Source organism: Colwellia sp. 6_MG-2023, assembly GCF_030547765.1.
In the GTDB taxonomy this organism is placed as follows: domain Bacteria; phylum Pseudomonadota; class Gammaproteobacteria; order Enterobacterales; family Alteromonadaceae; genus Colwellia.
Window position 1 is genome coordinate 16,092 of the sequence record NZ_JAUOPP010000027.1, and the last position, 15,207, is coordinate 31,298.

A 15,207-nucleotide genomic window follows, 5' to 3' on the forward strand; every position below is an offset into this window, starting at 1 on the left:
ACTGCCGCTTTGGCTATTTTTTTGCTTACTTTTTTGAATAGTACTTTTACTGCTGTTTATTTCAGTCACGGAGTAACTCCATAACGTTTTTTCCAGCCTTGCGTTATAGCTTCAACCCAACTTGGGTGAGGCTCACTTAAGGTACGTGTAATACTATTAAAAGCTAAAGCACTTGGATGTGGTGTTTGTGTTTTAAATAAGTTTTGTTGTGATGCTGTTAACGTAGAAGCAATAAGCACTGTTTTATCGCCCCACACTTCTGCTTGTTGCTTATAAGCTTGTGCTTCTGGGCTTAGTAAAAAGTTGGCGACAAGTTGTGCTGCTGCGGTATGGCTAGCATTATAAGGAATGCCAACAAAATGTGTATTACTCAAACTGCCATCGGCCATAGCATAACTGCGAATACTTTGCGGTAAATCGTAACGTTTAACCGCTGCCGGAATTTCAGGGCCTGAAAAAGTAAATGCTAAACTTAATTCGGTATCATCCACTAAACGCCGCATTTCAACACCTGTTTGCATAAAGTGTTTACCTTTGCGCCACAAATTAGGATGTAATTCATCTAAAAAAGCCCATAAAGGCTGTAAAACTTCGTCGATATTTTCTGATGTTGCAGCGGCATAAAGCGGATCTTGATAACTATCTCCACTTTGTTTATCTACGTTTTTATCTTTTAAAACAGTAAGACTATCTTGATGCAAAACCACCAAAGCATATTTTAAAAAGCTCAAGCCTAAAAAAGCAGGCGGCTTTGGATAGCCAAATCGGCCAGGATGCTGTTTTGTCCACGTTAATAATTCACCTAAGTTTTGCGGCGGTGTGGAAGTAGCCAGTTGATCATAATAAAAGGTCAACGATGCTTGTCCCCATGGAGATTCCATCCCCAGAGTTGGCACACCAAAATCTAGGGTAACGGCAGGATTATTTTCAGGATCGGTTAGCTTAAAGTTAGGTAATTGATCTGCCCAGCCTTTTAATAATAAAGAATGTTCAGCCATAGTCGAAAAGTTAGCACCGTTGATCCAAACTAAATCAACATTGCCTTGCGTGTTATTATTTGCTGACTTTTCAGCAAGTACACGACTTACCGCTTCACTGGTATCGCTAAGTTTTACGTGTTGTAAATCAATTTGGTACTGTGTTTTAACTTGCTTAGCAACCCATTGAATATAAGCATTTATTTGAGCGTCTCCGCCCCATGCATGGAAATATACAGGCTGATTTTCACCTTTTTTCTCAATATTTTGCCAATGTAAAGTTGAAGCTATGCTAGCGACAGTTTCACTAGGTGTAACTTCATTAAGAATAGCTTCATCAGGTACAGTTGCATTGACACTCGTTACACTCACTAAAACGCATAAAATACTTCCCCACAAAGCAACAATAAATAATTGCTTTGGAGTAGTAATAAAATAGCTAAATGGAGATGACAAGCTTTTAACGCGCGGCATTCAAGTCCCAGTTATAGTCTAAAAAGTCAATATCAACTTGATTAGTCTTTAGTAAGTTTTGCTGTGTTTCTGTCAAATTCAACACATCACTATATAAAAGTATAAAGCTTGTTAATGAATTAGTGCCTCTAAAATCTTTTTCAAAATCACCACCATACCACTTGAAAATTGATGAAATTTGTAATTCTTTGGTCGTTAATTTGTTACGACTTTCATCACTTAAAAAGCGTATTGTTTGTTGTTGTAATTGCTGCTCTAGCTTACCTTCAGTATACGCTTCACCGCGTAAAGCTGGACAACCAATACTGGCACAGTTAACGGCAAAATGAATACGTGGATCAGGATAGTTACCGCTACCACGAATTAATTCATGCTCAACTTCATCTAAACTACGTTTTTTACCTAATAACGAAACAAATTCTTTACTCCACGGAGAGCTAAATATGCTTCCTAGATCTTTAATTGATTTTAAATCTGGGTATTCAGTTAAGATAAATGACACTGTCCATGCATTGTATGCATTAATCAAAAAAGCTAATTGTTTTGCATTTGACCATTGCTCGAAAGTAGCTTGATCAATCTTGCTTAGCGAAGTTAAATAACTATTTAACTTCGCTTCTTCTTTTTTAAATCCAGCATAGTCAACTGCTGTACTATGATCATTATTAATACTTTTAACATGTTGGCTTAATAATGCTTGCCAAGGTTGATGTAAACCTTGCGCAAAACTAACAGTGCTAAATAAGACACTGACTACGATTAAAACACCACTTAATGGTTGTTTCAGCTGCTTAAGCATAGTTTGTCCAACTGTTTGTAATACAGATAACATTAGCCTCTTCTCCATGTGTGATATTTTTCAAGCCAGTTTAAAACAGTTTCAGGCGCATGCGCTCTTTTCCACTCACCAGCTGCATACTTATTACCTTCAGCCCAAGTTGGGTAACTATGGATAGTGCCTAAAATTTTGTTAAGACCTAAACCATGTTTCATTGCTAAAACAAACTCAGCAATTAAATCACCGGCATGTTCAGAAACCACCGTTACACCTAAAATTTTGTCTTTACCCTTAGGCGTAATTACTTTGATAAAACCTTTCGTTGCACTGTCTGTTATTGCACGATCTAGTTCTTCAAATTCAAAGCGAGTAATTTCGTAATCTATACCTTTATCAATTGCATCTTGTTCGTTTAAACCAACACGTGCTACTTCAGGGTCAATAAATGTTGTCCATGGGATAACACGGTAATCTACTTTAAATTTCTTAAGATGACCAAATAAACCGTTAACTGCGGCGTACCAACCTTGATGCGCTGCAACATGGGTAAACTGGTAAGGGCCAACAATGTCACCTGCGGCAAAAATATTAGGGTATAAGGTTTCTAAGTATTCGTTGGTAACAACGGTACGGTTAGTTTCAATGCCTAATTCTTCAAGTCCGTAACCTTTAAGGCGTGCGCTTCGGCCAACAGCACATAATAATTCATCGTACTCAATTTCTAATTCTTTATCCTTTCCTTCGATTAGGCGCTTAACAATAATAAACTTCTTACCGTCACGCGCTTCACAACGTAATGCTTGATGCGAAGTTAAAATGTTAACGCCACTTTCAGTTAACGCTTCGTGAGCAAAGGTAGACACTTCAAGATCTTCTTTGATCATGATGCGCTCTGCCATTTCAATTTGTGTAACGTTTGAACCTAAACGAGCAAAACTTTGTGCTAACTCACTACCAATGGGACCGCCACCAAGCACAACAAGCTTTTTAGGTGCTTCGTCCATTTCAGCAAACTTGCTCCATAATGTATCACTGGTTACATAACCTGTTTCTTCGATACCTGGTAAAGGCGGAACAAATGGACGTGCGCCTGTCGCAATAACAATAGTACGAGCTGTTAGTGTTTGTGTGCCACCATCATTCAATTTAATTTCAACAGTCCACGGGTCAATTAACTTACCGTAACCTTTAACGACTTCTACACCTAGGTTAGTGTAACGTTCAACACTATCATGTGGTGCTACATCAGCAATAACCTTATGTACGCGTGCCATTACTTTTTTAAATGAAAACTGTGGCGTCGCATTTTCTAAACCGTAATGCTCACCGTGACGAATTTGTTCTGCTATTTTTGCACTTTTAATAATAGCTTTACTCGGCACACAACCGTAATTTAAACAGTCTCCTCCCATTTCACCCGCTTCAATAAGTGTTACTTTAGCTTTTACCGCTGCAGCAATATAGCTAGTCACTAAACCACCCGCACCAGCACCAATAACAATCATGTTACGGTCGAATTTTTTTGGTTTTGAATAATTTTTGTATACACGACGTTTTTTAAACACGTTGATGATTCCTTTTGCAATAAATGGGAATATTCCTAATAAAGCGAATGATAAAATTAAGTTAAAAGATAAAATGCCAGATAAGCTATCTATTTTGGCAAGCTCAGTACCAGCGTTAACAAATACAAATGTTCCTGCGATCATACCTACTTGGCTTACCCAGTAAAAAGTCCAAGATTTAATTGCAGTTACGCCCATTAATAAGTTAATTAGAAAGAACGGAAATACGGGTACTAAACGTAATGTGAATAAATAAAAACCACCTTCTTTTTCTACACCGGCATCAATAGCAGCTAAGCGCTCTGGAAACTTCTGCTTGATAGAATCGCGCAGTAAATAACGTGAGACTAAAAACGCCAAAGTAGCACCAATAGTCGAAGCAAAAGAAGCAACTAACAAGCCTTCTACTAAACCAAATAAGGCACCTGCAGCCAGTGTTAAAATAGCAGCACCAGGTAATGAAAGTGCGGTTACAATAACGTATAAAACAAAAAATCCGCCAATCACTAACCAAGGTGATTGCTCTCGCCACTCGTTAAATTGTGACATTGACCCTTTTAGCCCATCTAACGTTAATAGTTGGTTTAGATCAAAATGAAAGAATAGTGCTACCAAAGTAACCGCTATAATTAATAAGAGTAATTTCTTTAACATAAAGTATGGCCTTAAAATGTGTATTGTAGAGTGACTTTGGCGTGAATAGGTAATTCAGGAAACACCAAGGTTGAACCAAAATAACCGCCCTCAAATACAGGCCTCCAATTTTTTTGGTTGGTAATATTGTTTACATCAATACGTAATTTCGCTTGTTTGTTAATAGTATAGCTAGAATTAACATTTAACGTATATTGATCACGAATTTGTACTGTCGCTAAGTAATCAAGTGGATAACTTGATGTATAAAGGGCTGCAAAGCCGGCTTGCCATTTATCAGTAATATAACGACCACCATTTAGCGTTAATGATTGTTCTGGAATACCTTGTAATCGACGGTTTGAACGTTCAAATGACGCGAAATTTGGTGCTCCTATGCCTGTACCTTCAATGATATCTGGGCGGGAATTATCAAAAGCGTCAGCTACTTGCGTTGAGCTTTGGCTACTGGTGGAGTTGTCATAACGAGCGTCAATATAGCTATAACCAAGGTTAAACCAGTAAGGTGCTGCATCATAAAATACCTGTAACTCAACACCTTTGGTTTCGATGCCCGTATTACTACCATCTCGATTACGTAGACTTCGACGTTGATTAAATATTGCCGTATCAACATACCAAGAGCTATCACTAGGAATATATTTTAAGCCGACTTCATGAAGCGTGTTATCAGTTGCAAAATTTTGTGCGCTAATTAAATTATCTGCGCCTAAGGCAATACCACCCGCCATACTATTTGATGTAGCTTGATTATAACTAGTTGCAGCATACACAGTAATATCAGGGTATAGCTTATAGTTAAGGCTCGCTTGAGCAGAGTGTAGCGTTTCATTAATTGTATCTTTTGCCGCTTCCTGTCCTGTAGGCGCGATAGGATCCCGAGCGTTAACATCGTAAAAATCAATACGATACCCAAGGTTAGTACGTAAACGCTCGCTCCACTGGCTATCTTGCTGAATGGCAAAACCTGTTTGCCAAGTTGTTGAGTCTGTTGTATCTGATAACGAGAAGTCACCAACATTGTCGCCATTAATGTCGTATTGACCACCCGGTGAAACAAATAAGCCTGGACGAAGTTCAACTAATTTAGCTTGCTGTTCTAGTGTTAGTGGAATACGACGGTTTTCAATAGAGCCCGTTAAATCAATAGGTAAATCGGCCTCTGTAGTAAATTGACTATAACCCAACACGTTGTTATAACGCACATCAACGGCAAAGATTGTTTGTTGTTCATTATTCCAGTCATGGCTCAATTCTAGTCTATTTTGTGCAGTATGAGCGCCGTCAATTATTTCAACAAAACTATTTTGAGCAATTTCATCGCGAGTTAAGTACTGGTAATACGAACTGTTTTTTAATCGTGTTTGACCGCTTAATTCTCGAGTATAAGTACTATGTAACAAAAACGTAGTCGCATCATTCTCATTATCAGGATCGGTTAATACGTTACTTCTACTTATTTGAACTTGCCCAGTAGGTGAAACAATAGCACCGGCACCTGGTATAGTGCTGCCATTACTTTGTACACCTTGACCAGTAATATATAAACCGTCATCAATTAACGCCTGTGTAGGACGGTTAATTCCAGCATTATCGGTGAACTCAACTTGATAATATTCTACATTAATATCCCAAGTACTTTGGCTGTCTGGTAAAAAACGAAAGGCGGTATAAATACTGTCACTTTTAAAGCTACTGTAGTCATAAAAACTACCGTTATCAATATGCTCAGCGCTTACACGTATCCCACTTTCGCCTGCAACAATCGGTGCGCCAACATCAATTTGGGCACTGTATTGATCCCAGCGACCAGCCGTTAAATTAATTTTAGCCGCACGATCATCAATAGAAGCTTTTTTTGATTGTAAATTAACAAAGCCGCCATTACGCTGACTACTGCCGAACAACACTGTTGGCGCGCCTTTAACAACATCTATTTGATCAACTGAATTAAATGATAAAGGAATACCAAAGCCGTTATTACCAGCTTGTCGACGCATACCGTCTTGAAATAATTCACCTAATTGACCACGTAATGTAGGTAAACTTGGTGCGCCAAAACCACTTGCTGAATAACTATTCGGGCTAACAGCCAAGATATCTTGCAGACTGGTAATATTAAGCTGCTCCATCATTTCTTGAGTGATAGGCGTAATTGAGCGAGCAATATCACCTAAACCTAAGTCATCCCCAAAAGGGCCATTGACCATGGCATTTTTAGGCGAAATATTGTGGTTTTGAATCGCTCGCCCCGATATTTCAATCACTTCTGTGACTTCAGTGCTAAGTTCACTTTTTTCTTCAGCATATACGATTGGGATCTGAAGAATAAAAAGAATGCTAAGAGTTATTACGCTGTACTTCATGTTGCTATTTTTAATTATCGTTATATGATGACAAAATAGACCTAGCTTATTAACAATAAATTTCAATTTTTATTATTGTTGGCTAACTTTATGCACAATCTGTAATTTACTAATGGTATTAGTAAAGCATAAACCTCTTATATGTAATAGCTCTAGCAAAGCGCTTAGGCCCAATAACAATATAACGCTAGTTCACTCTTTTATTATTGGTTTTGTTATTTCTTAGGTAATTAAACATTACACAGAGCTCAGTTTTATGTGGGTAATGAGCGTAGACCTTTTTTATACCAGTTTCATTAATTAAGTGAACAAATTTATACGTAGAAAAAATTGCCAAATACAAGGCATTTATTTCAATAACTAGTTGTTCTAATTATTAAATAAATAACGATGTAGTTGGTGATTTTAGCAAATAGAAATGAGCACATAGTTAGTGAGGTGGTATTATTATATTTTTTCAGCCGATAATTGATTTGCTATTCTCGCTTGAAGAAGGCGATACTCTCTGATAATTTCCTAATACCAACGTATACTAATTTCAGCGAATACTTGTTACAGACAAAAAATACAAAGACTCGTTACCGTTTATTCGAGTTAACTTTATTTTATATTTACCAAACAATGACACATCACTAAACTCATGTGTTAATGACAAAGGATATCCAATGATAGATTTCGATAATAAAGGTTTTTTCAAACTTAAGCAGAATGCTGAATACGCAGAAAAAGTAAATGATTTACTGTTAGATGATGAACGAATTGTTGATTCATTTAAATCGATGCGTGATGGCGTTATTTTTACCAGCAAAAGAATTATCGCCGTTAACGTACAAGGTATTACTGGCAGTAAAAAAGACTTTACCTCATTACCTTACAAAAACATTGTTGCCTATTCAATTGAGACATCAGGCACCTTCGATCTTGATTCTGAATTAGAAATTTACTTTTCAGCAATTGGTAAAGTTAAATTTGAATTTACAGGCAAATCTTCAATGGTTGAAATATCACGAATAATTTCAAGCTACTTACTGTAAGTTTGAATAATAATGCTGCGCTAGCATTATAAAAAAGACCATTCAAAGGGAATACTTACGGCTAGGTAATATAAATTGATTTAGCCCTCTAAGTAATCCTTTCTTGTCTTTGAGATAAATTAGCATTGCATGCACATCCTGTGCAACTAACAATAATTATGATTAATAACAAACCTATTAAGGTTTAAATACCCCAATCACTTGCTCATGCTGACGTACTACCTCTTCAACTTGTGGCTCGCTTTGTGTCATTTGATCGCCACAACTAACACAAGTCACTTTTTCAACACCGTCTTCTTTTGTCAACGCTAACGTATCTTGCGCCTTACATTTAGGACAAACAGCCCCTGCAATAAATCTTTTTCTCTGCTGCTTTTTCATGTGTAATCGCCCTACTTAATAAGTTATTTAAATGACTAAAGTAATAAATAATCTGGATAATTGTTATTTTACCTTGAATAGTGGCAACAGGAAAAGCGACAATGCACAGGTATTTTATATTCAGCGCTTTTAGCTATTTTTCACTCATGATTTATATAAGGACAAAACATTGATCACCGCCAGCGATTTAAGCTTAGACAGAGGTGCAAAAAACCTAATAACAGCCTCTAGTTTCACTATACATCCTAACCATAAAGTGGGCTTAGTTGGTAGTAACGGCTGTGGTAAATCGTCTCTTTTCGCCGCTTTACTCGGAGAGTTATCGCCTGATGCAGGAGATTTATCTTTACCGAGCAGTTGGTCGATAGCAACAGTGAAGCAAGAAACACCGTCTCTTGAGCAATCTGCCCTTGACTATGTAATGGATGGCGACAAAGAATATCGCCAACTAGAACAGCAATTAGAGCAAGCGCGCCTCAATGACGATGGTAACCTAGAAGCAATATTAATCAATAAAATAGATACTATTCATGGTTATAGCTTACCTGCTCGTGCTGGAGAGTTATTACATGGTTTAGGCTTTTTACAAAATCAACTGACCAATCCTGTCAAAGATTTCTCGGGTGGTTGGCGAATGCGTTTAAACTTAGCTCAAGCTTTAATAAGCCGTGCTGATTTATTACTGCTCGATGAACCAACCAACCATTTGGATTTAGACGCCGTTATTTGGCTACAACGCTGGTTGAAACGTTTTACTGGCACCCTAGTACTTATTTCGCATGATCGTGATTTTCTTGATACGGTGATTAATCAAATTTTACATATTGAACACCAACGCGCCAAGCTTTATAGCGGTAATTACACCTCTTTTGAAAGACAACGTGCTGAACATTTAGCCCAACAAGATGTACAGTTTCAGAAACAGCAAAAAGAAGCAGCCAACTTAACGGCCTTTGTTGATAGATTTAGAGCCAAAGCCAGTAAAGCTAAACAGGCGCAAAGTCGTTTAAAACGTTTAGAAAAGCTACCAAATTTAGCGCCTGCACATGTTGACAGCCAATTTACTTTTAATTTTGAACAACCAGACAACTTACCTTATCCATTACTGTCTCTCACTGAGAGTCAGTGTGGCTATAGCACTGAAGCCATCATCCTTAACGATGTAGGTTTAACGTTAGTACCTGGTAGTCGCATCGGTTTATTAGGTAGAAATGGCGCGGGTAAATCCACATTAATTAAATCACTCGCCGGTGAGATAGCCTTACTTAATGGCGAACGTTATTGTGCTCAAGAGTTAAAAATAGGTTATTTCTCTCAACATCAATTAGAACAATTACACGCTAGTTCAAGCCCTGTTGATCATATTCTTCGTGCAAAGCCTGCACTAGGTGAACCACAAGCGAGAAGCTTTTTGGGTAAGTTTGGCTTTAGTGGCGATCAAGCCCTTGAAGCTGTTATTAATATGTCTGGTGGTGAAAAAGCACGTTTAGTATTAGCACTTATTGTTTTAGAGAAGCCACAACTACTATTACTCGATGAGCCTACTAACCATTTAGATTTAGAAATGCGACAAGCTTTAGTGATGGCATTGCAAGATTTTGGCGGCGCTATAATCTTAATAGCGCATGATCGCTTTTTACTCGAATCTTGTGTTGATGAATTCTATTTGGTGGCTAATGGTAGTGTCATTGACTTCAATGGAGATATTGATGATTATCAACAATGGCTCAACGACGACAAAAAACAGACCTTTACTAATAATAAAATAGAAAACACGTCTAATGACAGTGATAATGAAGATAAAGGCTTAGACAAAAAACAGTTGCGTCAACAACAAGCGGAATTACGTAAGAAGTCTGCTCCATTACGCAAAGAGTCGGATAAGTTAGAAAAACAAATAGCTCAATGGCAAAAAGAGTTAGCACAAGTAGAGGCTTTACTTAGTGACAGTGATATATATCAAGCTGAACGCAAGAAAGAGTTAACAACACAACTCAAGCTACAGGCTAATTTAAAAGATAATATAGAAGAAAGTGAAATGCTTTGGCTAGAAATAGCCGAGCAAATTGAAGAAATCATGTCTTCAAATTAAAAATTTGAGCTACACTTATTTAAGCCGAGTTCAGTTTTTATGTTATGTAATAACACTTATTATTAATGAAAAAATATTAAAGAGAAAAGTTATGCGAAATTATATAAGCACATTTATTTTTTTACTGGCAAGTGGTTTTTCTACGCTAAGCCAAGGTAATGATCTTGAACAGGGTATTTACGAATTAAACCGTGGCGAATTTCATGCTGCTATTGAGCAATTTCGACCTTTAGTCGCTGAAGGTTATGCACCTGCACAATATCAAATGGCACTTGTTTATCAAAACGGTTATGGCGTTCCTAAAGATGGTATGAAGGCTTTGGCATTATTTGAGTTAGCTGCAGAGCAAAATGATTCTGATGCTCAATTCGAACTAGCCTTAATTTATACCGAAGGTAAACTAGTTAAACAAGACTTAAAAAAAGCATACCAATTAACCTATAAAGCAGCCAAAAAAGGTTTAGCAAGTGCGCAGTTTAATCTAGCCGTTATGTATGCAAATGGTACAGGTGTCGATCAAGATGACTTCAAAGCCTCTCGTTGGTATAAAAATGCCGCAGATCAAAATCACGCGTTGGCACAATTTAACCTTGCCTTACTTTATAGTGAAGGCAAAGGCGTAGAAAAAAGTACCGAAATGTCGCTTGTATGGAATACCATCGCGTCTTGGAATGGTTACCCTAATGCGAATACTAGCCGTATACTTGATGAACGAGAACTATCTAGAGTAAAAATAGACGCAGCAGTAGAAAAAGCGAATAAAATTTATCGTAAGATTATCGAGCAACAAACCATTAAAGCAGAAATGGCTAAAAAGAACGATTTATATTGATCTACATCACCTTATAAATATTAGAGGTTTACTATACTAAGCCTAATGATAAATATAAGGAGTTAATTATGAATTTTATTACTATGCTTAAGAATGATCCTGTTGTGATGTTTTCTATTGGCGGCTTAGCTATTGTATTGGGGATTTGTGCATTTTACGTTTATTACTTTATTAAACATATTAGTGACGATTCTTAATCGTTAACTTCAGGATGCTAATCTGTTTCTTTAATCGATAGAGTAATCGAGGCTTATGTCGTACAATAGCTTTTCTTAATGTACGACCTTCCTCAAAAGTAACCAATGATTATTCCATTAGATCAAATTCAAGAAGATACTCTAGATGCTATTATTGAAGAATTTATTTTACGTGAAGGCACAGACTACGGTGCTGTCGATACCAGTAAAGCAAATAAAATAGCTCAGGTAAAATTACAGTTAAAACAAGGTAGTGCCGTATTAGTTTACTCTGAACTACATGAAAGTGTTAATATTTTACCAAGTGATCAATTTAAACAAGAAGAAAGTTAATCTGCGACGATCATTATAGCGATTGAGATCCTAAACCAAGTTCAGACCAAGTTCAGGATAGCGACAATAAATCACTAGCGTAAATAATTACTACTGTTAATTATGCAGAGCCTGAGCGCCAGTACTAATCGCTATAAATTTTTCGATGGGCTTTAATGACTTCTTCCCAAGGAATGTTTTGATTTCCTAAGCTAAGAAAGTCAGGGTTGAGTAAGCTATCCCTTTTATTATAAGTAAGAGGATTAAACTCACTGTCGATAATAGTGCCCCCCGCCTGCTCTAAAATACATTGGCTAGCTCCTGTATCCCACTCACCAGTAACACCTATACGTAAGTAGCAGTCAGCTCCACCTTCAGCAATTAAACAGTTTTTCAATGAACAACTACCCAATGCAACATGCTCAAAGTCAAAGTTTTTATTCAAGTACTGACCCATTAACTCTATCCGCTGACGTTTACTAATGGCTACTTTAATACGACGAGGTTCTTGATACTCTGCAACATGAATTTGATGACTACTATTATTAGTTTTAAGGTTACATTCCTTAAAAGCGCCTAAATTATTTTGTCCGTAATAAGTTAGGCAATGATCAGGCGCATGAATAACACCAATACTTGGCCAACCATTCTCAATTAATGCGATATTTACAGCAAAATCACCGCTACCAATAATAAACTCCCCCGTCCCATCAATAGGGTCAAGTAACCAATATCGTTGCCAGTTTTTCCGCTGCGATAACGGAACGGCCCCAACTTCTTCAGAAATAATTGGAATATCAGGCGTTAACGTTTTAAGTTGATCCATTAAGATATCATTAGAAGCTATATCAGCACTCGTAACAGGGCTATTATCTGACTTCATATTCGCAGTAAAGCTCTGATCTCGATAATACTTCATTACCTCAACGCCAGCTTTTTTAGCGCTTTCTAAGGCAATATTTAATAGCTTTTCGTCACTCATGCTCATATCTCTAATCCTGATTGGATAACTTGCTTGGGGAAAGGTAATCAATTAATAACATTAAGGCCGCGATACTGCGAGCTTCTTGAAAATCAGGTTGGCGTAATAACGCCTTATAGTCTTTAATTGGCCAAGGAACAACATCTAAGGGTTCAGGTTCATCACCTTCAAGCATTGAAGGATATAAATCACTAGCAACGAAGATATCCATTTTTGCGTTAAAGAAAGCGGGAGCCATCATCACTTGAGAGAGGAAGTTTAATTGCTTGCTACCATAAAAAATTTCTTCTTGTAATTCACGGTTAGCAGCCTCTTCAGGTGATTCTCCTGGATCAATTAACCCTTTAGGAAAACCTAACTCATAACTATGAGTACCTGCGCAATATTCTCTTACTAATAATATAGTATCAGCGTCGAGCATAGGTACTATCATTACCGCACCATTTCCAGAGCCAACCATTCGTTCATACTGGCGCTCTTCGCCATTACTAAAAGTTAGTTCAAGCTGTTCAATAGCAAATAAACGACTTTTTGCCACTTGATTTCGACTATTGATCTTTGGTAATTTATTTTTCCCTATCATAAGCTTGCGTATTTCGTTCTACATAACGCTATAATGACACGATAAACATCAATTATGGAACCTCTAAATGCTCAATTGGGAAAAAATTAACTTAGTTCTGCTCGATATGGACGGTACTTTATTAGACTTACATTTCGATAATTTTTTTTGGCATAACCATATCCCATCTAAATACGCCCAAGCACACAATGTCTCCTTAGCTGAAGCTCAACGATATTTACATATTGAAACCAGTAAAGTGGCCGGAGAAATTGAGTGGTATTGTTTGGATTATTGGACTGATAAACTTGATTTACCTATTGTTGAGTTAAAAAAAGAAATTCAGCATAAAATTGCGCTACGCCCAGATACATTACCTTTTTTATCTGCGCTTAAAGCAGCAAATAAACAAGTGGTATTGTTAACAAATGCTCACCCCGATAGTTTGTCGCTCAAGGTTGAAAGAACAGCCTTAGATCAACATATTGATGTATTAATCTCAACTCACCGCTATGGTGCAACTAAAGAGTCACAAGTTTTATGGCAAAAGTTACAAGCCGACTTAAAATTTGAGAATGATTCAACATTATTTGTTGATGATAATTTAACAATTTTAAATAGCGCTAAGGAATTTGGTATACAACATTTACTTGCCGTAGCAAATCCAGATTCAACATTACCGAACATTAATGCCGCTCATCTACAAGGCTACTCTTACATAACAGACTATAAAAACATTATCGATGATATTATTTAATTGCCAGTGAAAGCTGTTATAAAACTTGGCTAAATGATTGCGCATTGCGTTTAAATAAATTTGCATGGCATTCAGCCAATATCGACAATGCAATGCTTTCAGGCAATGTGCCACCAATATTAAGACCCGCCGGACCTGCAAATACAAAAGGTAACATAGTTTCTTTGATATTCGCTTGCATGATCACTTGCTGCTTTCTATGTTGTGGGCCAAGTAAAGCCATATATTGTAAACTTGAATGTGCCAAAGCATGTAATGCATGTGCATCGATACTTATATTATGGCTCATTAAAATCGCAGCATTAACGTTTTTATCAGCGACAAAAGTTGCTAACACGCCAGCCTCACCTTTAATAAGATAATCAACATTTGCAAAATATTCTTTTCGAGCATTTGCGGGGCGAGGATCCCATAAAGAAACTTGCCAACCTAACTGCTTTGCCATATTAACTAAAGGTCTAGCATCAATTCCACCGCCAACAATAAGTAAATGCGGCTCAGGAGTAATAGGCGTCGCTAACCAAGTCGCCCTGTCTTTAATAAGTATATTATTGGTCTTTCTTTCATTTTTTGGTGCAACAAAGTTTGTTTCGGTCAAGCTTGATGCTGAAATAAGCGTAGCTGTTTCAGCTATATCAGTAACACACTTAGCTTCAAAATACGCTTTTCCATCAGTATTATCGTCAACAATACGCTGATAAAAGTAACCCGAAGTACGGTTATTAAGTGCTTCATAAACATCAATTAACGACAAATAGTCATTATCAGCATGAATCTGCTGCAACATGATATAAATAGTACCACCACAACCAATGCCTAAATGGAATGACATATCATCTTCATCAGAGCCATCATAACACAATAGCTTTGTTACACCCGTTTGCATGACTTTACGTGCAGTAACGGCAATATCAGACTCTAAACAGCCACCACTTAACATACCTAATTGATGACCTTGACTACTAAATAACATCATAGCCCCTGCTTTTCGATAACAAGGGCCTTCCGTTTTATAAATAGTCGCTAAAACCCAATCGCAATTATCCTTATTGGGATACCATTGCGTTAACAAGTGTGACAAATGGTTACTAATGTTCATTCCAACCTATAAATTTAAACTAACATTGACGCAAACGATAAATCTCAATGACACTTACCTGAAGCTGTAAATACAACATAACTTAATACTGGCAAAAGAAGATAAAACAGGCTCGCAAGCCCTGTTAGTTTATCGTCAAACTCTC

14 protein-coding genes are annotated in these 15,207 nt (G+C 37.1%); 6 read left to right on the top strand and 8 right to left on the bottom strand.

The genetic code is table 11. The annotated features are described in order from the left end of the window. Positions 1-65: 65 nt before the first annotated feature. Genes Q4503_RS15670 through Q4503_RS15685 form a run of 4 tightly spaced genes read right to left on the bottom strand, consistent with a single transcriptional unit; the run spans position 66 to position 6,814 of the window. Entirely contained in the window at positions 66-1,451 is a 1,386-nt protein-coding gene (locus Q4503_RS15670; protein ID WP_303602830.1) for an ABC transporter substrate-binding protein, read from the bottom strand. Next, positions 1,438-2,250 (bottom strand): DUF547 domain-containing protein, encoded by an 813-nt coding sequence (locus Q4503_RS15675; RefSeq protein ID WP_303602841.1) that lies wholly within the window; start codon positions 2,248-2,250, stop codon positions 1,438-1,440. Before Q4503_RS15675 ends, Q4503_RS15670 begins: the two co-directional genes overlap by 14 nt. 32 nt (positions 2,251-2,282) lie before the next feature. Next, complete coding sequence (locus tag Q4503_RS15680) at positions 2,283-4,448, bottom strand: FAD-dependent oxidoreductase (protein ID WP_303602831.1); 2,166 nt, start codon at positions 4,446-4,448, stop codon at positions 2,283-2,285. 11 nt (positions 4,449-4,459) lie between these two features. Continuing rightward, positions 4,460-6,814: a TonB-dependent siderophore receptor gene (locus Q4503_RS15685; RefSeq protein ID WP_303602832.1), complete on the bottom strand. Its 2,355-nt coding sequence runs from the start codon at positions 6,812-6,814 to the stop codon at positions 4,460-4,462. Positions 6,815-7,479: 665 nt separating this feature from the next. Between Q4503_RS15685 and Q4503_RS15690 the strand changes: the two genes are divergently transcribed. Beyond that, complete coding sequence (locus Q4503_RS15690; RefSeq protein ID WP_215973908.1) at positions 7,480-7,848, top strand: PH domain-containing protein; 369 nt, start codon at positions 7,480-7,482, stop codon at positions 7,846-7,848. 177 nt (positions 7,849-8,025) lie between these two features. Here Q4503_RS15690 and Q4503_RS15695 read toward each other — a convergent pair whose 3' ends face one another. Next, entirely contained in the window at positions 8,026-8,229 is a 204-nt protein-coding gene (locus Q4503_RS15695) for a YheV family putative zinc ribbon protein (RefSeq protein WP_215973909.1), read from the bottom strand. Between the two features lie 169 nt (positions 8,230-8,398). On the opposite strand from Q4503_RS15695, the gene Q4503_RS15700 reads away from it, so the two are divergent. The 4 genes from Q4503_RS15700 to Q4503_RS15715 all read left to right on the top strand — a co-directional run bounded on the left by Q4503_RS15700 (position 8,399) and on the right by Q4503_RS15715 (position 11,683). Then, positions 8,399-10,321, top strand: coding sequence for an ATP-binding cassette domain-containing protein (locus tag Q4503_RS15700; RefSeq protein WP_215973910.1), 1,923 nt, complete (start codon positions 8,399-8,401; stop codon positions 10,319-10,321). Positions 10,322-10,412: 91 nt separating this feature from the next. Next, a complete protein-coding gene (locus tag Q4503_RS15705; protein WP_215973911.1) occupies positions 10,413-11,153 on the top strand; it encodes a tetratricopeptide repeat protein in 741 nt (246 codons plus the stop codon). A gap of 68 nt (positions 11,154-11,221) precedes the next feature. Further along, complete coding sequence (locus tag Q4503_RS15710) at positions 11,222-11,350, top strand: DUF3149 domain-containing protein (RefSeq protein ID WP_215973912.1); 129 nt, start codon at positions 11,222-11,224, stop codon at positions 11,348-11,350. Between the two features lie 105 nt (positions 11,351-11,455). Then, positions 11,456-11,683, top strand: coding sequence for a YheU family protein (locus Q4503_RS15715; RefSeq protein WP_215973913.1), 228 nt, complete (start codon positions 11,456-11,458; stop codon positions 11,681-11,683). A gap of 124 nt (positions 11,684-11,807) precedes the next feature. Here the strand turns inward: Q4503_RS15715 and cysQ are convergent, their stop codons facing one another. Both cysQ and nudE read right to left on the bottom strand, forming a co-directional pair. Further along, positions 11,808-12,644 (bottom strand): 3'(2'),5'-bisphosphate nucleotidase CysQ, encoded by an 837-nt coding sequence (gene cysQ / locus Q4503_RS15720; protein ID WP_215974022.1) that lies wholly within the window; start codon positions 12,642-12,644, stop codon positions 11,808-11,810. 10 nt (positions 12,645-12,654) lie between these two features. Then, on the bottom strand, positions 12,655-13,227 hold the full coding sequence (gene nudE, locus Q4503_RS15725; RefSeq protein WP_215973914.1) for an ADP compounds hydrolase NudE: 573 nt from the start codon (positions 13,225-13,227) through the stop codon (positions 12,655-12,657). A gap of 67 nt (positions 13,228-13,294) precedes the next feature. Here nudE and yrfG point away from each other — a divergent pair, with 67 nt between their 5' ends. Then, a complete protein-coding gene (gene yrfG, locus Q4503_RS15730; RefSeq protein ID WP_215973915.1) occupies positions 13,295-13,963 on the top strand; it encodes a GMP/IMP nucleotidase in 669 nt (222 codons plus the stop codon). Positions 13,964-13,979: 16 nt separating this feature from the next. Here the strand turns inward: yrfG and Q4503_RS15735 are convergent, their stop codons facing one another. Beyond that, positions 13,980-15,062, bottom strand: coding sequence for an XdhC family protein (locus tag Q4503_RS15735; protein ID WP_303602833.1), 1,083 nt, complete (start codon positions 15,060-15,062; stop codon positions 13,980-13,982). Positions 15,063-15,207 lie beyond the last annotated feature (145 nt).